The following is a 20,536-nucleotide window of genomic DNA, read 5'->3' on the forward strand; positions in this document are numbered from 1 at the left end:
TTTACGCTCCCCGATGCCACTCGTTGAGTATCTGGGCGGCGCCGTCCGTGGTTACCCGGATACCGGAGCACCCGTTCTCGGGCCAGAAGCGCGAGGACATCGCGACAACGCCGCCACCGGCGAAGACCTCGATCGTGGAGCTGTCCACCAGGATGGTGATGTTGTCCTCGTCGTCGTCGCCGAGCGGGGCGCAGGCCGGTGCACCGTCGAGGCGGTCGAGGGAAATCTCGTCGCCGGAGTGGGTGACCACGGCCGCGACGTCGCCGTTGCCGTCGAGAATTTCCGCCTTCACGTGACCCTTGGTGCCCAGCGGAACCTCGCAGAGGCCAGTCCACAAGCGGGCGCGTTCCGTGTCGGCGACGGCGTCGGGCAGACCGCGCGGCGGGGTCTGGTACAGCGCGCCGTTTTGCAAGGTGAGACGGCGCGGGATGGTCAGCGTGCTTGCCCAGCCTTCGGAGGACCAGTTGGGCTCCTGTGTCGGGTCGCCGCCGCGGCCGGTGTCCGCCATGAGCCCGTAGATGTAGGCGTGGCTTAAGCGCTCTTCCTCGGTGATGCTGCCCGGGGTGTAGTTCGTGCTGCGCGGGCGGGTGAAGTCGTGGCCGAAATCGATACGGCGCGCTTCCTCGGCCACAGTGAACACGCTGCCATTTAGGGTACCGATGACGTAACCGGTGGTGTCCTTGCCACGGCGCTCGAGGGAGAACATGAGCACATCGTAGATCTGGGAATCAACCTCGTCGCGAAGGCGGATGATGCGCGGCGCGACAAGAAGTTCGTTCTCTGGCTCGAAACCGGGGTCACCGTCGAACTCGAGGGCGCCCAGCACCTTCCACGCTGTGCCGTCTTCCGATGTGAGGACGACAGGTTGGGGGCTTTCCGGTTCCCCTGTCATCGCCAGCATGAGCCAGCCGGACTGGCCCTTGTCCCGGTCATCCGCCTGCTCCCAGTTGGGTACGACGCAGGGGGAGCGGAAGCGGGTGAACCCGCCTTCGTCAAAGACTACGTCGCCCAGTCGGCGAATTGCGGGATCAACCTGGTAATCCTCGTCCACGTCCTCGCAGAGCGCGTCGAGGTCGTCGGCGCGGGAGATCTGAATTGACATGCCCGCCTCGGTGACGGAGGTGAAGTAGAGATCCACGCCCTCGTCGCTGGCGACGACGGATCCGGCACGCACGCCGGTCTCGCCGCCGAAGGGGGCGACGGTGTCGTTGCATTCCACCCAGTCGAACGCGGATCCTTCCGAGACGTTGTGCCCCCAGCGGCTCGGCGTGTCAGCACCGGTGCGGTACTGGTAGAAGATGTGCCAGGTGTCATCACCGGCGGCAGCGTTGCCGTCGCGCAGGATGCCGGCGGCGGCGTCGAGGATACCGCTGTCCACGGTGACGTGCAGTTCAGGTCTAAAAACGCTCATGAGTTCCTTCTAAATCAAGCTCTTGTAGATGTCGACTGTCTGGCGTGCGATTTTGTCCCACGTGAAATCTGCTCGCACGCGCCCGAGGCCGGCGGCACCCATGCGGGCAACCCGGTCGGGGTCGGCGGCCACAGCGTTGACAGCCTCGGCGAGGCCGCGTTCGAATGCCTCCGGGTCGGCGGCGTCGTAGTCGACGAGTGTGCCGGTTTCACCGTCGACGACAACCTCGGGAATGCCGCCCACTCGGGAGGCCACGACGGCGGTCTCACACGCCATTGCCTCGAGATTCACAATGCCCAGCGGCTCGTAGATCGAGGGGCAGACGAAAACGTCGGCTGCGGCGTAGACCTCGCGGATTTTCTCCGCTGGGAGCATGTCTTGGACCCAGAAGATTCCGTCGCGCTGCTGCGTCAGAGCGTCGACAAGCGCCTTCGTTTCATCGGCGATCTCGGGGGTGTCCGGGGCACCGGCACAGAGGATGAGCTGGATGTCCTCATCGAAATGGGCGGCGGCCTTGAGCAAGTGCGGGACACCTTTTTGGCGGGTGATGCGGCCGACAAACGCGGCAATGGGCCGGGACGGATCCACCCCGAGCTCCTCGGCGATGGTGGTGTCACCCGGGAACCACTTGGCGGTGTCGATTCCGTTGAGCACGACGTGGACCCGGGAATCGTCGATACGCGGGTAAGCCTCGAGGATTGACTTCTTCATGCCCGACGACACCGCAATGACGGCGTCGGCGTATTCCATCGCGTTTTTCTCCGACCACGAGGAGACGTCGTACCCGCCGCCGAGCTGCTCGCGTTTCCACGGGCGGTCCGGCTCGAGCGAGTGGGCGGTGGCGACGTGGGGGATGTCGTACAGCGTGCCGGTCAAGTGGCCACCCAGGCCGGCGTACCAGGTGTGGGAATGGGCGACGTCGAGATTGCCCGCAGCGTTGGCGATGCGCAGGCCGGTGGACAGGGTTTTGATGGCGCCGTTGGCCTCGGCGAGCTCCGGGTCGACCCCGTGGACGAAGACCCCGTTCTCATCGCGGGGCTCGCCCATGCAGTGGACGTCGACGTCCACGCCGCCGATGTCGCGCATAAACCGCGTCAGTTCCGTCACGTGCACGCCGGCCCCGCCGTACACCTCCGGCGGGTACTCCCGAGTCATCATTCCCACTCTCATGCCCGCCGAGCTTAGTTACGAAAATGCGGGCCTGCAGAAACCCGACTTGGCTGGGAAATTCCGGGTGCACGACAGGCGGGGATTCAATAGGCTGGGAAAGTGTGAAAACACAGCCGAGAGTTCTTGCCATCGTCCTCGCGGGAGGCGAGGGGAAGCGCCTCTTCCCCCTCACCGCTGACCGCGCCAAGCCCGCCGTCCCCTTCGCAGGTAACTACCGCCTCATTGACTTCGTCCTGTCGAACTTGGTCAACGCCGGTTACATGCGCATCGCGGTGTTGACCCAGTACAAGTCGCACTCCCTGGACCGCCACGTCGCCACCGCGTGGAACGTCTCCGGTCCCACCCCGCAATACATTGCGTCCGTGCCCGCGCAGCAGCGCCGGGGCAAGCGCTGGTTCTCCGGCTCCGCCGACGCCATCGTCCAGTCCCTCAACCTGATTTACGACGATAAACCAGACTACGTCTTGGTCTTCGGCGCTGACCACGTCTACCGCATGGACCCGTCCCAGATGGTGGAGGACCATATCGCTTCGGGCAAGGACGCCACCGTCGCCGGCATCCGCGTGCCGCGCCACGAGGCCACAGCATTCGGCTGCATCCAGGCTGACGCGGACGGCACGATCACGGAGTTCCTGGAAAAGCCGGCCGACCCGCCCGGCACCCCGGACGATCCGGAAGTCACCTACGCTTCCATGGGCAACTATGTGTTTTCGACCGAGCCGCTGATTAAGGCGCTGCTTGAGGACGAGCAAAATGACGACTCGGACCACGACATGGGCGGCGACATTATCCCGTACTTCGTATACAAGGGCCAGGCCAACGTCTACGACTTCTCCGCCAACGAGGTCCCGGGTGCCACCGAGCGCGACCAAGGTTACTGGCGTGATGTCGGCACCATCGACTCCTTCTACGAGGCGCACATGGACTTGATCTCCTCGCACCCGATCTTCAACCTCTACAACAAGGCGTGGCCGATCCACTCCACGGAGGACGACAACCTCCCGCCGGCGAAGTTCGTCTTAGGTGGCATCTCCCAGGAGTCGATAGTGGCCTCTGGCTCGATCATCTCGGGTGCGACGGTGCGCAACTCCGTGGTCTCCACGGACGTGCTTGTGGAGGAGGGTGCGACCGTCGAGGGCTCCGTCCTGCTGCCGGGCGTGCGCGTGGGCAAGGGTGCCGTGGTGCGCCGGGCCATCCTGGACAAGAACGTCTACGTTTCAGACGGCGAATACATTGGCGTCGACCTCGAGCGCGACCGCGGCAGATTCACCGTCTCCGACAGCGGCGTTGTCGTGGTGGGCAAGAACGAAGTGATCTAGCTACCGCTTGGTCACCAGCGTCAACCCGCCGTCGAGAGGCAGGCGGGTCACTACTGCGTCCTCGTCGGCTGCGAGCTTGTCGACGCCCTCTTGGGCGGCCCGGGCAGCCTCCGTCGCGCGGTCGCGCCGGGTGCTGTCGGCAATGGTGCCGTCGAGAAGCGAGCCCGCGAGCACCAGGGTTGCGCCGGGGGCGAGCAGCGGCCAGGCCGCGCCGACGACGGCGCTGAGCTCGGCTGGGTCGACGTCGGCGAAGACGAGGCGGTAGGACGCGGGTGCGAGGCGGCTCATAACGTCGAGGGGACGGGCGGTGAGGAAGCGCGCGCGCGACGGTGCGAACCCTGCAATCCGGAAGGCCTCTTTGGCGCTCGCCTGGTGGGTGGCTTCCGGATCGATGCATGTCACGGTTGCTTTCTCGGGCAGGCCGCGCAGAATGTGCAGCCCGACGACTCCCGCGGCCGGGGTCACCGCCACCGCACCGTGGGACGACGTCCCCGCGGCGGCGAGAGTGGCCAACAATGATCCTGCGGCGGCCGTCGGCCCGGGCAGGTTATTCTCCTCCGCCTCGGTGCGCGCCACGCTCAGCCCAGCGGAGAATGTCTCCGCCCCGTGTCCCGCAACCGGGCGGGAAGCTATGTAGTCGTTCATGGAAACAAATGCGGATTCAGTCACGGTGTCCATACTAGGTCGCCCTCCTCTTTACCGTTAGCAGATTGTTACCCGCTCCCAGGGAGTTTAAAGACGTTTTTCTGGCTTTTAACTGCGCCGCATGAAAACATTAGGGGCATGGATCCACTGCCTGACGCCCACGAGGAACTTACTGGCACTGCCGCGTTCGACGCTGGCGCAGGCGAGATGCCCTCGTGGTCGGAACTTGTGGCGGAGCACGCCGATAGTGTCTATCGCTTGGCGTTCCGTCTCTCCGGCAACCAGCACGACGCGGAGGACCTCACGCAGGAGACCTTTATGCGGGTGTTCCGCAGTTTAAAGAACTACCAGCCGGGCACGTTCGAGGGGTGGCTGCACCGCATCACCACGAACCTCTTCCTGGACATGGTGCGCCACCGCGCGAAGATCCGCATGGAAGCGCTGCCCGAGGACTACGAGCGCGTACCTGGAACGGACATGACGCCGGAGCAGGCGTACTCGGTGTCTAACCTGGACCCGGCGCTGCAGAAAGCGCTCGACGAGCTCGGCCCCGACTTCCGTGTGGCCGTCGTACTCTGTGACGTTGTGGGGATGACGTACGAGGAGATCGCCGATACCCTGGGTGTAAAAATGGGCACCGTCCGTTCCCGCATCCACCGCGGCCGAACCCAGCTGCGCGCCAGCTTGGAAGCCCAGGCGCTCAGCGACGAGTCCGCAAAGGAACTCATCCGCGCCCGTTAAGGGCGTGGCGATGGCAATTTTTCCGCGGAGTGCGTTCAATGGGTGTGGTTCACCATTTTCGCTAGTTGCTCGTGTGAAGGAGGTACGTCATGGCGATGCGCCTGCCCGGCCCCGGGCCGCGGAAGAAGCGGAGGTTCTCCTCCACTGAACACCTGAGCCCCGAAGCGGTGGCCGCTTTCGCCGACGCGGAGTTGTCGGCATCGGCGCTGCACCGCGCCCGCGTGCACGTGGTCCAATGCGAGGAGTGCCGGGCCGAGGTCAGCCAGCAGCGCGCCGCCGCGGAGCACTTGCGGTGCTGCAACGCCGACGAGGCCGTGCGCGCGCCTCTGTCGCTGGTGCAGAAGTTGACCGAGATGCCGCAGGATCCCATGTGCGAAGACGATGCGGGTCCTAGGCCGCGCCTCGTGGATGTTGCGTACCGCGCTCTTAAACGCCGTGGGTAAGGTGTAAGCGTGTTTTCCAACATCGGATGGGGCGAGATCTTCTTCATTCTCGTCATTGGGTTGATCATCATCGGCCCCGAACGGCTGCCAGGGGTGGTCCAGGACGCGCGCGCCGCCATCTACGCCGCGAAAAAGGCGATTAACAACGCGAAGAAGGAGCTCGACGGCGAGCTCGAGGGCTTCGAGGAATTGCGCCAGCCCCTAAACACCGTGACGGAGTACGCCGCGATGGGTCCTCGCCGCGCGATGGCCAAGGTGCTTTTCGACGGTGATGAGCAGTTTTTCGACGAATTCGACCCACGCAAACAGCTCGAGGACGCGCCGACGTCTCCCGCGAAACCCGCACCCCAGGGCCCGCGCCCGAGGCCCGCGGGCTCGACCAAGGTCGAACCCGGTGCACAAGAGAAGCGGGGCGGGGGCTTCTCCTGGGCGGATATTACCTAGCCGCCGTTCTGAGGAAACTTCCAGTACAGACGGCACGCAGGCCGCTACTTCGGGTTGACCCCCAGGCCCTTGCCCACAAGAGACGAGCGACGGGTCTTTAAGCGCGCCGCAATCTCATGGATCGCGCGCGCGGCGGGGGAGTCGGGCGCCGACAGGACCACGGGGTGTCCGTCGTCGCCGTGCTCGCGCAAGCTCGGGTCTAGCGGAACAGACCCGAGCAGCTCCACGTTGTCCGTGTCCGTCAAAGCGGTGAGGCGCTCGGCGACCCTCTGCCCGCCGCCTTCCCCGAAGATGTGGAGCACGCTTCCATCCGGCATGACCATGCCGGACATGTTCTCCACCACGCCGGCGATTTTCTGTCCGGTTTGCTGCGCGATGGTGCCGGCGCGCTCGGCCACTTCGGCCGCCGCGGCCTGCGGTGTTGTCACGATGAGCAGTTCCGCACTGGGAACGAGCTGGGCAACGGTGATGGCGACGTCGCCCGTGCCCGGGGGCAGGTCCATGAACAGCACGTCCAGGTCACCCCAGTAGACGTCGCTGAGGAACTGCTGAATCGCGCGGGTCAGCATTGGGCCGCGCCAGACGATCGGCGCGTTGCCCTCGACGAACTGGCCGACGGAGATGTGGCGGACGTCGTGGGTGATCGGCGGCATGATCATCTCGTCGACCACGGTGGGTGCCTTGTCGGTGGAGCCCATCAGACCTGGCACGGAGTGGCCGTAGATGTCCGCGTCGAGCACACCCACGGTCAACCCCTGAGCCGCGAGCGCGGTGGCCAAGTTGACGGTCATGGAGGATTTGCCGACGCCGCCCTTGCCCGAGGCGACGGCGTAAACGCGCGTGCGGGAGTCGGGGTCGGCGAACGGGATCGTCGGTGTGGTTTGTTCGCCGCGGAGCTTGAGACTGAGAGCGCGTCGTTGCTCGTCGCTCATGGTGTGCATGTGTACGTCGACGCTGCCCACGCCGTCGAGCTCCTCCAGTACCGCGCGCGTGTTGGACTGTATGGTGTCGCGCATCGGGCACGCGGCGATGGTGAGGTAGACACCGACGGAGACGTCCGAGCCGTCGATAGCCACGGACTCGACCATGTCGAGCTCCGTGATCGGCTTGCCAATCTCGGGATCCTCCACGCGGGAGAGGGCCTCGCGGACCTGTGATTCAGTAAGTGAATTAGACATTTGCTTGCAAGTATAGGCCCCCGCATGGCGACGCCCCGGCGCCCGCCTCCGAATTTTCATTAGGCTCGTAGTCATGACAACTTCTACTTCCAATTCCCGCAACAACCCTTCCCGCGACCGCACGCGCCCGACTGGCTGGCCGGTGGGTTCCTTCCAGACCTACGAGGAGGCGCAGCGCGCTGTTGACGGGCTCTCCGACCGTGAATTCCGCGTCGAAGACCTCACCATCGTCGGGGTCGACTTGATGCAGGTGGAGAACGTCACAGGCCGCCTGACGTGGCCGCGTATTCTCGGCGGCGGTGCGTTGTCCGGCGCGTGGCTCGGCATCTTCATCGGCCTCATCTTCGCCCTCTTCGCCCTGCCCGGCACGGGCTGGGGGATCTTCCTGTGGTCCATCATCATCGGCGCAATTTTCGGCCTCATCTTCGCTGCCGTCGGGTACGCGCTCTCCGGCGGCAAGCGCGATTTCTCCTCCATGACCACCATTGTTGCGGGGCGTTACGACGTCCTGTGCGACGCCAACACCGCACCGCAGGCCCGCGATCTCATCGCCCAGATGAATATCGCCCCCAAGGAGGCCACTGAGTAAGCTAGCCCCATGCTCCACACCTCGGGACACCATTCCAACAAAGTGTTGGCGGCGCTTGCGTGCGCGGCCGCTCTAGGTGTCTCGGGGTGCGCCGCGTCTTCCCCCAGTGAAGAGGGCACCTACGTCATCGGCATCCAGCCCGGGTCCACCGAGCAGAAGCTCCTCGGCGAGATGTACCGGGTGCTCCTCACCTCCGCCGGCAGCCCAGCTGAAGTCAAGGAGGTTGACCACAAGGGCGTTCCCGCCGTGGACGTTGTTCGCTCCGGGCAGGCGAACCTCGCTATCGGCTGCACGGGCACCCTCCTTGCGCAGCTCAACCCGCAACTCGCTGAGGAGGCGGCCGAAGAAATCCGGGACAGTGCCGCCGGAGAAGACGCGAACGACGACTCCGCGTCTGAAAACGTCTACGAGTTTGCGGTCGGGTCTTTCCCGGGTGGGGTGATGACGGTCGACCCCTCGCCCGCCCAAGGATGCGCGCCCGAGGGTGAAGCGCCAGGGGAGGGGGAGCTGCCCACCAATGTCATTCCGGTGTTCGCAAAGAGCGAGCTTAATAGAACCCAGGTCAACCGCATCAACTTCGTCAACCGCGTACTGAGTACCGAGGACCTCGCCGCCATGGTCGACGACGTCAACAGTGGCAAAAACGTGGGCGATGTCATGGAGAAGTGGCTGCTGGAGCACACCAAGGTCTCCGTGGACTCGCGATCCGAAGACGAGGGCGACTCCGGTCAGTCCGACAATCTTGTCGAGCAGCCGCCCGTCTAGGAGATTTGAGGGGAAAGAAATAGCCGGGCCGCTTCCGATAAGGAAACGGCCCGGCTATTTAGCTAGGGGAGGACTTAGTCGGCGAAGGCTTCGTCGATAAGCTGCTTCTCCTCCTGCTGGTGCACCTTCGCCACGCCGGTGGCAGTGGTGGACTGGGAGCGACGCGAGACGCGGACCATCTCCGGCATGTCTTCGACAAAGTTGCGCAGGTGCTCGTTGTAGAACGGCCACGGGCCCTGGTTTGCCGGCTCGTCCTGCACGAAGCGGACCTGCTTGGCGTTCGGGTAGTTGGCGAACGCGTCGGACAGCCGGTTGAACGGGATCGGGTGCAGCATCTCGATGCGGACGATCGCGACGTCGTCACGCTTGTCCTTCTGGCGGCGCTTGTCCAGCTCCCAGTAGATCTTGCCCGAGCAGAGCAGGATCGTCTTCACCTTGGAGTGGTCGGCGCCTTCGACCTTCTCGTTGCCGCGGGCGACGAAGAACGGGTCGTCAATGACGGACTGGAAGCGGTCGACCTCGATGAAGTCAGCAGGTTGGGACACAGCCGCCTTGTTGCGCAGCATCGACTTCGGCGTGAACACGACCAGGGGTCGCTTCATGTCACCGAGAGCCTGGCGGCGCAGCAGATGGAAGTGGTTCGCCGGGGTGGACGGCTGGGCGATGGTCATCGAACCCTCCGCGACGAGCTGCAGGAAGCGCTCGATGCGGGCGGAAGAGTGGTCCGGGCCCTGGCCCTCGTAACCGTGCGGGAGCAGCGAAATCAGGCCGGAGAGCTGGCCCCACTTCGTCTCACCGGAGGCGATGTACTCGTCGATGATGGTCTGGCCGCCGTTGGCGAAGTCGCCGAACTGGGCCTCCCACGCGACCACGGCGGCCTTGTTGCCGATGGTGTAGCCGTACTCGAAGCCGAGACCCGCGTACTCGGTCAGGGCCGAGTTGTAGACGCCGAAGCGGCCGCCGTTGTCCGCCTCGACCGCGTTGTTGTCCAGCGGGTTGAAGCTCTCACCGGTCTCGGGGTCGTAGAGAACCGCGTGGCGCTGGGTGAAGGTACCGCGCTGGGAGTCCTCGCCAGCGAGGCGGACAAACTTGCCCTCCTCGGCCAGAGAACCGAAGGCGAGGAGTTCACCCCAGCCCCAGTCGATGTCACCCTCAGCGAGCGAGGTGCCACGCTTCTTGATCACGGAGTTGAGGCGCTTGTTCGCTGTGAACTCCTCCGGCAGGTTGGCGTACGCGTCAGCCAGCCGGGCGAAGGTCTCCTCGGTGATGTTGGTGTCGAGGCCGAGGGTGAGCTCCTGGGACTCGGTGATGCCGGTCTGCTCGCTCGGCTTGCCCTCGTTCGCCTTGACGTCGGAGAACACCGAATCAAGCTGCTCGTGGAAGTCCTGGGCGGCGATGTCAGCCTCCTCCGCGGTGATGTCACCGCGGCCGATGAGATCCTTGGTGTAGCGGGTGCGTACCGACGGGTGGGACTGGATCTGCTCGTACATGAGCGGCTGGGTCACGGTCGGGTCATCCGCCTCGTTGTGGCCGCGCAGGCGGTAGCAGATGAGGTCGATGAAGACGTCCTTGCCAAACTCGCGGCGGTACTCGGTGGCCAGCTGCGCGACCCAGGCGGCGGCCTCGGGGTCATCTCCGTTGACGTGGAACACCGGGCAGTCGAAGCCCTTTGCCAGGTCGGTGGCGTAGTACGTGGAACGGCCCGAGTCCGGGGTGGTGGTGAATCCGATCTGGTTGTTCACCACGATGTGGACGGTGCCGCCGACGGTGTAACCCGGCAGCTTCGACAGGTTCAGAGTCTCCTGCACGATGCCGAGGCCGGCGAAGGATGCGTCGCCGTGCAACATGAGCGGGACGATCGGGTGGTCGGTGCGGCCCTGGGAGTGGCGCAGCGCGTCGTCCTTCGCGCGGGCGATGCCGACCATGACGGGGTCGACGGCTTCGAGGTGGGACGGGTTGGCGGCCAGGGAGACCTTGATCTCACCGTCACCGAACATTTGGATGTGCTCGCCTTCGAAACCGAGGTGGTACTTCACGTCACCGGAGCCACCCTGCTGGGCGGACTGCATGTTGCCTTCAAACTCGTTGAAGATGGTGGAAACGGGCTTGCCCACGATGTTGAAAAGCACGTTGAGGCGCCCGCGGTGCGGCATGCCGATGACAACTTCTTCCAGGCCCTGGCCAGCCGCGGTGTCGATGACGGCGTCCATCAGCGGAATCAAGGTCTCGGCACCCTCGAGGGAGAAGCGCTTCTGGCCCAGGTATTTGGTCTGCAGGAAGTTCTCGAAGGCCTCCGCGGCGTTGAGCTTCTGCAGGATGTACTTCTGCTCGGCGCTGGTCGGCTTCGGCATGCCGGCCTCGATGCGGTCGCGCAGCCACTCGCGCTCGTCGCGGTCGAGGATGTGGGTGTACTCAGCGCCGACGTGCAGGGTGTACGCGGCACGCAGGCGGGAAAGAACCTCGCGCAGAGTCATGGTTTCCTTGCCGCCGAACCCTCCGACGTGGAAGGTGCGGTCGAGGTCCCACAGGGTCAGACCGTGGGTCTCCATCTGCAGGTCGCGGGAGTCCGGCTTCGGTAGGCCCGGCTGCTCCCAGCGCAGCGGGTTGGTGTCCGCGATGAGGTGGCCGCGGGAGCGGTACGCCTCGATGAGCTGCATGACGCGGGTGTCCTTATTGATGCCGGAGTTCGGCAGGTCCTGAGCCCAGCGCAGCGGCGAGTAGGGGATGCCCATTGCGGCGAAAATCTCGTCCCAGAAAGTGTCGTCAATAAGCAGCTGGGAGATGGTGCGCAGGAACTCGCCCGACTCAGCACCCTGAACCACGCGGTGGTCGTAGGTGGAGGTCAGGGTGACGAGCTTGCCCACGCCAAGCTCGGCGAGGCGGTCCTCGGAGGCGCCCGCAAACTCGGCCGGGTAGTCCATGGCCCCGACGCCGACGATGGTGCCCACTCCGGTGGTCAGGCGCGGGATGGAGTGGCGGGTGCCGATGCCGCCTGGGTTGGTCAGCTGGATCGTCACCCCCTGGAAATCGTCCATCTTCAGCTTGTTGTCGCGGGCGCGGACGACGATGTCTTCGTAGCCGTCGACGAACTTGTCAAAGGAGAGCTTCTCGCACTCCTTGATGGAGGCGACGACGAGGGCGCGCGTGCCGTCCTTCTGCGGGAGGTCGATGGCGAGGCCGAGGTTGATGTGCTCGGGCTGGACCACGAAGGGCTTTCCGCCCTCGACCTTGTAATTCACGTTCATGCCCGGGTGCAGTTGCGCGGCCTTGACGATGGCGTAGCCGATGATGTGGGTGAACGAGATCTTGCCGCCGCGGGTGCGCTTGAGATGGTCGTTGACCAGGGCGCGGTTCTCGAACATGAGCTTAACGGGCATGTCGCGCACCGAGGTTGCGGTGGGCAGCGACAGAGACTCGTCCATGTTCTTGGCGATGGTCTTGTAAATGCCCTTGAGCTGCTTCTCGCCCGGCTCAACGGCGACACCGGCGATCTTGTCCAGCGGGGACTGCTTCGGCTTGGGAAGCACCTTGGCGGGCTTGGCTGCGACCTTTGCGGCGGCCTCGTCGACCTTGGTCTCGCGGCCGTCCTGGCTCGGGGCGCCCGTGGACTTGGCCACCTTCGGGTCCGTCTTCTCGCGGGTCACCGGGGCGTCGCCGGCCTGGGCATTGCCCGGAGCGGGGGAGACGTTCTTCGCCCCCTTGGCGGTCTTCGGTGCACCGTTGCGCTCAAAGAGCTCCCGCCACTCCGGGTCCACGGAGTTGGGGTTCTCCTGATACTGCTGGTACATCTCGTCGACCAGCCAGTCGTTTTGCCCGAAAGTACTGTCGCTGCTCACGGCAGGTTCTCGCCTCTCTTCATTGTTTGGTTGCGGTAACTTTTATCGACTCTAATTAACTGCCCCGGGCGAGGGTTAACTCGCACCCCTTTAGCGGTGGACAGCCCACATACGGGCGTACTGTCCCCCAGCTTGCAGGAGTTGATCGTGGGAACCGTCCTCTATGATACGTCCTTCACTGACAACGAGTATTCGGTCGGCCCGGCGCGCCGTAGCCAGACGGTGGGCGACGATGACGGAGGTGCGCCCGGAGGTGGTGTGCTCGGCCGCGTCGAGGACGGCGCGCTCGGTGGCGGGGTCGAGCGTTGCCGTAGCTTCGTCGAGAAGCACGACGTCGGGCTCGAGCATTTCGGCGCGCGCGAGTGCGATGATTTGGCGCTGCCCGGAGCTCAGCCCCCGGCCGCGCTCGCCGACGGCGTGGTTGAAGCCGCCGGGGATGGTGGCGATGACCCCGAGGGCGCCGATGCGGCGCACCGCGTTCTCGACCGCGGCCGCGACGTCGGTGCCGGCCGCTGCGTCGGCGCCGTAGGCGATGTTGTCGGCGACGGTGCCGGGAAATAGGTACGACTCCTGCGGCACCTGGGCCAGCGCCCGGCGCCATTCGCTCAGCGGGAAACGCGCGATATCGCTTGTCGACGCCCGCACGACGCCCTCGGTGGGATCATAGAAACGGGCCAACAGCTTGATCACGGTTGACTTGCCCGCTCCGGTGGGTCCCACGAGCGCGACAGTGCGCCCCGGCTCGAGCGTGAGGTCAACGTTCTTGAGCACCGTGGCGGGTTTGTCCGCCTCCGGGGCGTACGAGAATGAGACGCCGTCGAACGCAAGCGGGCCGCGAGCGGCGTCGCGCGCCCCCGGGTCGATTCCGGTGTCCGGCACAGTGGTGCGGGTAGCTAGGAGGTCGGTGATGCGGGTGAAGCTCACTGTTGCCTGCTGCCAAGCGTCGAACGTCTGGCCTAGCTGTTGGATCGGGCCGTAGAGCTGGCTCAAATACATGGTGAAGGCGACGAGCACGCCGACGGAGAGGTCCCCGCTTTCCACGCGTCCGGCACCGACGCCGATGATGACGGCCGTCATCACCTGGGAGATGGCCTGCATGCCGGGGAAGTAGAGCGCGAGCAGGTTCACCGAGCGCATGCGGTAGCGACGGTAGGTCTCGGATTCGCGCGCGAACCCCGCTTCGGCAGAGGGCTCCGCGAGGTGGGTCTGGGAGATGCGGATGCCGCCGATCAGCTCGGCAAACTCGCCGTTTACGTGGGAAATCTGGGTGCGGGCCTCGTGGTAGTAGCGCTTGGACAGGATGCGGAACACCACGGTGGCGGCGACGATGACGGGCACGGCTAGGAGTGCGACTAGGGTGAGCTGGCCGTCGGTGGCCACCAGCATGACCGTGACGCCGATGAGAGTGCCCACGGCGACGATTGCCTGCGCCAGGCCGGTCTGCAGGAAGGAGGAGAGTGTGTCGATGTCGGTGGTCATGCGCGTCATGATGCGCCCCGACAGGTTGCGCTCGAAGTAACTTAAACCCAGCTGTTGCAGATGGGCGTAGCTGCGCAGGCGCAGGCCGTAGAGGAGGCGCTCGCCGGAGCGGGAGCTGAACACAGTCATGAGTACCTCGGCCGCCCACGCAACGACGACAACGCCGAGCGCGAGGGCTCCGACGGTCCACAGGGCGTCAGGGTTGCCGGGGGCGATGCCTCGATCGATCGCACTGCGGATGAGTGTGGGCAGGGCGAGGTCGGCAAGCACGCCCACGATGAGCAGTACGACGGTGGCCGCGATGAGCCAGCGCACGGCCTTGAACAGGTTGGATACTTTGAACGTGCTGGTGGGACGGCGCAGCTCGAGAAGTTTCGCGTCGCACAAACCGGGGGACTCGGTGGCGGCGGGGAGTTTCTCCACCCGCGCCAACAGTTCCGGGGTGGCGGCGATAGAGCGGCCGCGGCCCGTCCCGCCGGTGGGGATGTGCTCGCGCTTGACGTGCTCGACCTCCGGCCACAGATCAGCCTGTGTCGGCTCGGCCGCGACCTCCGGCCCGAAAGCGTCGGGCAGTGGGTCCGGGTCCATCAGTGCCCGGTACGCATCGGTGGCGATGATCTCGTCGCGCGGGCCGTCAGCTATGACCCGGCCGCGGTCGACGATGACGACTCGGTCGGCGTGATCCACAGTGGACTGCCGGTGCGCCACGGCGATTACCGTCACGCCGCGGAGGCGGGAGCGCAGATTGCCCAGGATTGTGGCCTCGTTCTCGGCGTCGATGGCGCTGGTGGCGTCGTCGAGCACCATCACCGCGGGGCGCGACAGCAGGGCGCGGGCGAGTGCAACGCGCTGGCGCTGGCCGCCTGAGAGGGTAAGCCCCCGCTCACCGACAAGGGTGGCGTAGCCGTCGGCGAGTTTGTCGATGAACTCGTCGGCGCGAGCCAGGCGGGCGGCCTCGCGCACCTCAGCGTCGGTGGCGTTCGTGCCCATGGCGATGTTGTCGCGGATGGAGGAGGAGAACAAGAACGCCTCGTCAAAGACGCAGGTGACTTTCTCGCGGATCGAGGAGGTACGCAGCGAGGCGTAATCGGTGCGGTTGGAGGAGGCGTCGATAAGCGAGATGCTCCCTGCATCCGGGCTGTAGAAAGCTCCCGCAAGCTGGACCGCCATAGATTTGCCTGCGCCGGCGGGCCCGATGACGGCGACGGTTTCGCCGGCAGCGGCGGTGAGTGTGAAACCGCGCAGGACGTCGTGGCCGCCGGTAGCAAAGTGGACGTCATCGAAGGAGATGCCGACTGGGCCGCCCGGTGCGGGCCGTGGATTCACCGGCTCGGCGCGCACGGGAGCGAGGGTGAGCACCTGGTCGAGGCGGTCGACGGAGCTCATCCCCATCTGCAGGCGCACGTACTGGTTGGTCAGCATCGACATCAGCGAGGACATGGACGTCAAATACGCGGTGAACGCCACGAACGCGCCGATGGTGATTGCGCCGGAGACCGCGATGAGACCGCCGGCGACAATGGTGATCACCAGGGCAACCTTGGGCAGTTGGGAGAGCACCGGCTGGAAGCGGGCGGTGAGTTTGGCGGAGCGCATCTTCACGGCGTAAAGCCGCCGGCCGAGTTCGTCGAGGCGGTCGATCTCGCGGTCCTCGCGGCCGAACGCCTTGACCACGCGCACACCCGAGACTGTTTGTTCGACGTGGCTGGCTAGGTCGGCCGTGGTCTGCTGATTCACCCACGTGGCAGCGTAGAGAGCGGTGCGCGAGCGGTTCGCCTCCCACAGGATTAGCGGCATGAGCGCCAGGGAGAGTGCGGTGAGGCGCACGTCCATCGAAAACATGACCGCGACAGTCGCGGCGAGCTGCAGGGCCCGGGTGAAAAACATCGGCGCGGAGCCGAGGACCATGTGGAACTGGTTGAGGTCCGAGATGGAGCGCGACACGATTTGCCCGGTGACGATGTCGTCCTGGCCCGGGCCGTCGAGGCGGTGCAGGGTTCTCAGCAGACTGGTGCGCACCCAGCGCTGGGAGTTGGTGGACAACAGGCCCGACGTCCAGCGCCGGACCCAGCTCAGGGCGTAGGTCACCAGCGCCAGGCCGACCATGGCCCAGGCGATGGCGGGAACCGAGCCTGGCACGGTGCCCGTGGCGACGTCGATGGCGCGGCCGGTCAGGGCCGGTAGCGCCACCTGGGCGAACGCGGCGAGAAACGCGGTGCCGAAGGCGAGGGACGCGGCGGCTCGGTTGGCAGCCAGCGCGCGCCGGAGAAGGGAAGGCCCGCGCTTCGCGGACGCCGGATCAGTCACGGTTGCTGATCGCACCCTTGACGTAGGACAGGAATTCGCGCGGGGAGGAGGCGCGCTTGACCTTGCCCTCTTCGCTTGACTCTGTCGACGGCAGCGCCTCGAGGAACCGCGGCGGGATGGGGCCGAGCGAGGCGGCGATGTTGTCGGTGACTATGGAGGCGAGCTTGCGGTTGGCCACGGTCCCGGCAATGGCACCGATGCCCAGCGGGAGAAACTTGCCCAGCCACGCGCGGCGCAGGCGCTTGGTTACGGAGCGCAAAGCGGTGCGGGTGAGGATGTTGTTGGCCTCCGTCAGGGTCGGGCCGGAAAAACGTGACAGGATCGAGGCGCTTGTCAGGCCGGTTCCGTTGCCCAGGATGGAATCCACTACGGCGAGACCCTGGGTGCCGGTCAGCGCGACGAGCACGACCGCGCGGCGGCGCTCCGGGTCGTCGATGTCCACGCCGCGCAGGTAGGCGCTGGCCACGGTGTAAAAGGCCGCGAGGTCGAGGAACACTACTGATTCACCCGCCACGGCGGCGGCTCCCGTGACAAGCCCGATTCCCGGGACGGCGGCGGCGAGGCCGGCACCTGCACCCGTGCCTGAGACGGTAGTGCGGAAGTGGCGGTCCATTTTTTCCTGGATTTCCGCCGGCGTTGCGTCCGGGTTCTGGCGACGCAGCCAGTTCACGTACGCCTTGATGCTGCCGGACTGCAGGTGCACCGCCTTATCCACCGCGGCGATGAAGCTTCGGCCGATGCGCCCGGATTCCTCCTCGAGCCTCCTCGGGTCGGAATTAACGGCGTCGGTGATAATCTCCTGCACTTCACCGTCGCCGCGTCGGTAGTTGTCCCTGCGTCCGAAAACCATCGTGTTCTCCTTGTCTGAAGTAAGCTCGCTCAAGTTTAGAAGATGGGATAAACATCCCGTCAGTGTCGATGAGGTGGGGCGGTGAAGCGCAGGGGCGATGGAGCAGGCTGAGAGCGTGGTTGTGCCCACCGCGGCTGGCGCGGTCCGGGGAGTGGTGGACGGCGTCACCGGAGCACGAACGTGGCGCGGCGTGCCTTTCGGAGACTCCACGGCGGGCCCCCAGCGATTCCGCGCGCCGCGCCCAGCCACACCTTGGGTGGGTGTCCGCGAGACCGCCGAGTACGCCCCGCCGGCGATGCAGCGCACGTTCGGCTTCAAGGATGTCGTAGTCGGTACCGAGGACTGCCTCACTCTCGACATTGTGCGCCCAGACACCGACGACGTGCTGCCCGTGGTGGCGTATTTCCACGGCGGCACGTTCGTCACCGGCGCCTCTCACGAGCGGGTGCTCCAGGGCCACCACCTCTCCCAGGCCACGGACGTGGTGTACGTGTCGGTCAACTTTCGCCTGGGCGTGCTCGGTTACCTCGACGTGCGCTCGGTAGGTCAGGACTGCGCGGCGAACCCGGGGCTGCTGGACCAGATCCTCGCTCTGCGCTGGATCCAGCAGAACATCGGTTTCTTCGGCGGGGATCCGGATTCAGTGACCATCATGGGTGAATCAGCCGGCGGAGCGGCGGTGATCCACCTCATGTGCGCACCGGCGGCGCGCGGGTTGTTCCACCGGGCCATCGCGCAGTCGCCGCCGTCGGCAAGCGTGCACTCGCGCGTCCAAGCCGCGATGTGGGTGCGCAAGCTTATCGACGGCATGGGAATGTCCCGGGACGCCACCCTCGCGGACTTGCGCGGGGTAGACGCCGAGGAGCTTGTGAGGGTCGGGCACTCAATGCTGCTGACCGGCAAGGAAGTGGTGCAGTTCAATACCGCGTTCATGCCCACCGTGGACGGCACGACACTGCCCGGCCACCCAATCGACGTGTTCGAGGCCGGGGACCAGGCGGCGGTGCCCCTCATTATCGGCACGAACTCCGACGAAGCCAGTTTTGCCAAGGCGATGTACCAGACCACGAGATCGCGCCAGCGCGCCGCGCGCCGGGCACTCGATAATTTTGACGCGGACAACGCGCACCTGGTGATGGAGGCGTACGGCTACGCGGGCGGCCGCGCAGACTTTGCCGAGTTGATCGCCGACGCGGTGTTCTGGGCGCCGTCGGTGATGCTGGCTACGGCGCACCGGCGCGCGGCGCCGACGTGGATGTACCGCTTCGACTACGCCTCGGCGGCGATGCGGCTGCTGGGTTTGGGTGCGATCCACTCGGCTGACCTCGTGGCCGTGTTCGGGGACCCGTTTGCCACGCGCATGTCCCGTTTCGACCGTTTCGGTTCCCGCAGCGGTTTCGACGAGGTCAGCCGAGCAATGCAGGCGCACTGGGGGAGCTTTTTCCATACGGGTCAGCCGGGGCAGGAGTGGCCGGTGTACGGGTTCCGCCGCGACGACGGCCCGGGTCGGGCCACCGCAGTGTTCGGGCAGGACGTGGTGGTGGAGTACGACCCGAAAAGCGCCCAGCGTCTCGCCTGGGAGGGTTTCGACATGCGGGAGTGGGGCAATAACAGGGAGGACCTGATGGAGTCGCTGGCGGAGTTTTTCGGGTTCGACTTGCCCGACAGTGACGACGAGTAAGCACGATGAACTGACAATACCCAGTGTTGCGCGGGCGCTAGCGGGTAATCGTCGCTAGGCTGGGGCCGTCAATCTGACATGCTCCAATCACCCCTTTTGGAAGGAATGGTTCGCCGTGAGCTTTTTCGAGGACATCGCCGCCGCCCTTGACCGCGACGGCATCGAATCGCGCGTCCACGATGAAACCATGTTCGTGCCGATCACGGCCGATGTGGAGATCCAGTTCGTGGAGATCGACCCGCACCTTCCGGCGGCGAACGTCTACATTGCGGCCGCCGACGTGGACGAGGATGACGACGAATTCGAGGCTGTGCTGGTTTCCGTTGTGTTCTCAGTGGAGGACGCGGTGAACACGGTGGGCGACCATGTGGCCACGGACCAGGTGGTGACCGTCCTGCGCGATCTCCACGAGGCGACGGACGAGCGCATCAGCGACCTCGAGTTTTTCCCCGACCCGGTGAACAACCAGCTCATGCGCGCGGAGGTGGGGGAAAGCGCCGAGCTGCAGGTGCTGGTCGAGGTTGTTGACGGCGAGCCGTGCGCATCGGTGACGTTCGTCGCTTTATCGGACAACTACGACGATCTCATGGATGACGCCATCGGTGAGCTGTGGGAGTCTGACGGAGATGCCGAGCTCACAGACGAGGACCGTCTGCGGCTGTTCGAGACGATCCACGCCGAGGCCGTCTCCGAGTCGGAGGTGCTGGTGTTGGGGACATTCTCGGATTTTGACCGGCTTTTCGACGTGCTCTCGCTCGCCGCGGACCAAGCTGGGGAGTGGGAGTCCCAGTTGCTTCCCGTCGAGGACGGTTTCGACGAGCCGGAGGTATACGACATTTTCGGACGCGACGGGCTGGACGACGACCTCGCGGAGCTCGTGGGCGGGGACGATGAAGAAGATGACGACTTCGACTACGACGACGAGGACGACGAAGAGGATGACTCAGTGGATGCCGACGACGCCGGCAGCCTGAGCGGCAATTCGGCGCTGTCGCCCGATACGTCCGAGACAGCCTCGGCGGGCCGGATCGGTAAGACCGAGATCGACTCGGGCACCCAGGTACCGGTGGAGGACGAGGTTTAACCTCGGTGAGAACTAGGCCGCAGTCATTCCGTCGAACATGGAGGGTGGGGAGTAGACGGGTTGGAAGCTACCGTCTGCCAGCCACACGTAGGTTGCGGTTCGGTTCGAGGGGATTTCGTGCACCGACTCGATGCAGTCCTCGGTGACGAGGGCGCGCACCCACGCCTCTGTGAGGGTGCGGTCGGCGGGCGCTCCGGTGTCGTCTGAGATCCTCAGCTCGATGAGATAGGCGGGCACCTGCGTTTCTCCCCAGCCCTGGATTCGGGCTCGGGCGCGGGGCCCGACGCGCCGGCGGCTTACCGCCGCGCTGAGTTTTGGCCCGTGCCGCAATGGCGGGAGTGCTTTGACCGGCGGGCGCCACGCTGCGGACGGCCTAGCGAGGGAGCGCGGGTGGTGGATGATTGTTCGGAGATCGTCCAAGGCAAGGGGGTGGCGGTTGATGATGTCGGAGGCGAGGGTGTGGGAATCGGCAATGTTGTTTGTCATGTCTGGCACCGTAGAACACGGGTGCGACATCCCGGGGCAAAATTGGAACACTTGTTCTAACTTTGACCTGAATTCCGCACTTCGGCGAATCGGACTAGCCTTGCTTGC

At 65.4% G+C, this 20,536-nt stretch carries 15 protein-coding genes and 1 pseudogene; 8 read left to right on the forward strand and 8 right to left on the reverse strand.

What is annotated here, in order from left to right; translation table 11 throughout:
* Position 1: 1 nt before the first annotated feature.
* Both G7Y29_RS04070 and glgA read right to left on the reverse strand, forming a co-directional pair.
* On the reverse strand, positions 2–1,411 hold the full coding sequence (locus tag G7Y29_RS04070; protein ID WP_165002101.1) for a GH32 C-terminal domain-containing protein: 1,410 nt from the start codon (positions 1,409–1,411) through the stop codon (positions 2–4).
* 9 nt (positions 1,412–1,420) lie between these two features.
* Positions 1,421–2,581: a glycogen synthase gene (gene glgA / locus G7Y29_RS04075; RefSeq protein ID WP_165002102.1), complete on the reverse strand. Its 1,161-nt coding sequence runs from the start codon at positions 2,579–2,581 to the stop codon at positions 1,421–1,423.
* 101 nt (positions 2,582–2,682) lie between these two features.
* Here glgA and glgC point away from each other — a divergent pair, with 101 nt between their 5' ends.
* A complete protein-coding gene (glgC, locus tag G7Y29_RS04080) occupies positions 2,683–3,900 on the forward strand; it encodes a glucose-1-phosphate adenylyltransferase (RefSeq protein ID WP_165002103.1) in 1,218 nt (405 codons plus the stop codon).
* Here the strand turns inward: glgC and G7Y29_RS04085 are convergent, their stop codons facing one another.
* Positions 3,901–4,545 carry an O-methyltransferase gene (locus G7Y29_RS04085; RefSeq protein WP_249399838.1) on the reverse strand — a complete coding sequence of 215 codons (645 nt, stop codon included), beginning with the start codon at positions 4,543–4,545 and terminating at the stop codon, positions 3,901–3,903.
* 138 nt (positions 4,546–4,683) lie between these two features.
* Between G7Y29_RS04085 and sigE the strand changes: the two genes are divergently transcribed.
* The 3 genes from sigE (at position 4,684) to tatB (ending at position 6,173) form a co-directional block, all read left to right on the forward strand.
* Entirely contained in the window at positions 4,684–5,286 is a 603-nt protein-coding gene (sigE, locus tag G7Y29_RS04090; protein WP_165002105.1) for an RNA polymerase sigma factor SigE, read from the forward strand.
* An 89-nt stretch (positions 5,287–5,375) separates the two neighbouring features.
* Positions 5,376–5,729, forward strand: coding sequence for a hypothetical protein (locus G7Y29_RS04095; protein ID WP_165002106.1), 354 nt, complete (start codon positions 5,376–5,378; stop codon positions 5,727–5,729).
* 9 nt (positions 5,730–5,738) lie between these two features.
* Positions 5,739–6,173 (forward strand): Sec-independent protein translocase protein TatB, encoded by a 435-nt coding sequence (gene tatB, locus G7Y29_RS04100; RefSeq protein ID WP_165002107.1) that lies wholly within the window; start codon positions 5,739–5,741, stop codon positions 6,171–6,173.
* A 44-nt stretch (positions 6,174–6,217) separates the two neighbouring features.
* On the opposite strand, the gene G7Y29_RS04105 is transcribed toward tatB, so the two are convergent.
* A complete protein-coding gene (locus tag G7Y29_RS04105; protein WP_165002108.1) occupies positions 6,218–7,351 on the reverse strand; it encodes an Mrp/NBP35 family ATP-binding protein in 1,134 nt (377 codons plus the stop codon).
* A gap of 73 nt (positions 7,352–7,424) precedes the next feature.
* Between G7Y29_RS04105 and G7Y29_RS04110 the strand changes: the two genes are divergently transcribed.
* Positions 7,425–7,940 carry a YflT domain-containing protein gene (locus G7Y29_RS04110; RefSeq protein ID WP_165002109.1) on the forward strand — a complete coding sequence of 172 codons (516 nt, stop codon included), beginning with the start codon at positions 7,425–7,427 and terminating at the stop codon, positions 7,938–7,940.
* A 9-nt stretch (positions 7,941–7,949) separates the two neighbouring features.
* Complete coding sequence (locus tag G7Y29_RS04115; protein WP_165002110.1) at positions 7,950–8,705, forward strand: glycine betaine ABC transporter substrate-binding protein; 756 nt, start codon at positions 7,950–7,952, stop codon at positions 8,703–8,705.
* A 74-nt stretch (positions 8,706–8,779) separates the two neighbouring features.
* On the opposite strand, the gene G7Y29_RS04120 is transcribed toward G7Y29_RS04115, so the two are convergent.
* The 3 genes from G7Y29_RS04120 to G7Y29_RS04130 all read right to left on the reverse strand — a co-directional run bounded on the left by G7Y29_RS04120 (position 8,780) and on the right by G7Y29_RS04130 (position 17,177).
* Positions 8,780–12,541 carry a multifunctional oxoglutarate decarboxylase/oxoglutarate dehydrogenase thiamine pyrophosphate-binding subunit/dihydrolipoyllysine-residue succinyltransferase subunit gene (locus G7Y29_RS04120; RefSeq protein ID WP_165002111.1) on the reverse strand — a complete coding sequence of 1,254 codons (3,762 nt, stop codon included), beginning with the start codon at positions 12,539–12,541 and terminating at the stop codon, positions 8,780–8,782.
* Positions 12,542–12,631: 90 nt separating this feature from the next.
* Positions 12,632–16,327, reverse strand: a complete 3,696-nt coding sequence (locus G7Y29_RS04125) for an ABC transporter ATP-binding protein (protein WP_165002112.1) — start codon at positions 16,325–16,327, stop codon at positions 12,632–12,634.
* Positions 16,320–17,177: a hypothetical protein gene (locus G7Y29_RS04130; RefSeq protein ID WP_196820179.1), complete on the reverse strand. Its 858-nt coding sequence runs from the start codon at positions 17,175–17,177 to the stop codon at positions 16,320–16,322. The genes G7Y29_RS04125 and G7Y29_RS04130 overlap by 8 nt, the downstream gene beginning before the upstream one ends.
* A gap of 97 nt (positions 17,178–17,274) precedes the next feature.
* Between G7Y29_RS04130 and G7Y29_RS04135 the strand changes: the two genes are divergently transcribed.
* Positions 17,275–18,858, forward strand: a complete 1,584-nt coding sequence (locus G7Y29_RS04135) for a carboxylesterase/lipase family protein (RefSeq protein ID WP_165002113.1) — start codon at positions 17,275–17,277, stop codon at positions 18,856–18,858.
* Between the two features lie 115 nt (positions 18,859–18,973).
* A pseudogene (locus tag G7Y29_RS04140) lies at positions 18,974–19,801 on the forward strand (DNA primase); the annotation flags it as partial.
* Positions 19,802–19,954: 153 nt separating this feature from the next.
* Here G7Y29_RS04140 and G7Y29_RS04145 read toward each other — a convergent pair.
* On the reverse strand, positions 19,955–20,428 hold the full coding sequence (locus tag G7Y29_RS04145) for a hypothetical protein (RefSeq protein ID WP_165002115.1): 474 nt from the start codon (positions 20,426–20,428) through the stop codon (positions 19,955–19,957).
* Positions 20,429–20,536: the final 108 nt, after the last annotated feature.

Origin of the sequence: Corynebacterium qintianiae, from assembly GCF_011038645.2 — a bacterium.
Classification (GTDB): Bacteria; Actinomycetota; Actinomycetes; order Mycobacteriales; family Mycobacteriaceae; genus Corynebacterium; species Corynebacterium qintianiae.

Coding starts and splice junctions, on each gene's coding strand:
- G7Y29_RS04070 (WP_165002101.1), bottom strand. CDS start 1,411: ATGAGCGTTTTTAGACCTGAACTGCACGTCACCGTGGACAGCGGTATC.
- glgA (WP_165002102.1), bottom strand. CDS start 2,581: ATGAGAGTGGGAATGATGACTCGGGAGTACCCGCCGGAGGTGTACGGC.
- G7Y29_RS04085 (WP_249399838.1), bottom strand. CDS start 4,545: ATGAACGACTACATAGCTTCCCGCCCGGTTGCGGGACACGGGGCGGAG.
- sigE (WP_165002105.1), top strand. CDS start 4,684: ATGGATCCACTGCCTGACGCCCACGAGGAACTTACTGGCACTGCCGCG.
- G7Y29_RS04095 (WP_165002106.1), top strand. CDS start 5,376: ATGGCGATGCGCCTGCCCGGCCCCGGGCCGCGGAAGAAGCGGAGGTTC.
- G7Y29_RS04105 (WP_165002108.1), bottom strand. CDS start 7,351: ATGTCTAATTCACTTACTGAATCACAGGTCCGCGAGGCCCTCTCCCGC.
- G7Y29_RS04110 (WP_165002109.1), top strand. CDS start 7,425: ATGACAACTTCTACTTCCAATTCCCGCAACAACCCTTCCCGCGACCGC.
- G7Y29_RS04115 (WP_165002110.1), top strand. CDS start 7,950: ATGCTCCACACCTCGGGACACCATTCCAACAAAGTGTTGGCGGCGCTT.
- G7Y29_RS04130 (WP_196820179.1), bottom strand. CDS start 17,177: ATGGTTTTCGGACGCAGGGACAACTACCGACGCGGCGACGGTGAAGTG.
- G7Y29_RS04135 (WP_165002113.1), top strand. CDS start 17,275: ATGGAGCAGGCTGAGAGCGTGGTTGTGCCCACCGCGGCTGGCGCGGTC.
- G7Y29_RS04145 (WP_165002115.1), bottom strand. CDS start 20,428: ATGACAAACAACATTGCCGATTCCCACACCCTCGCCTCCGACATCATC.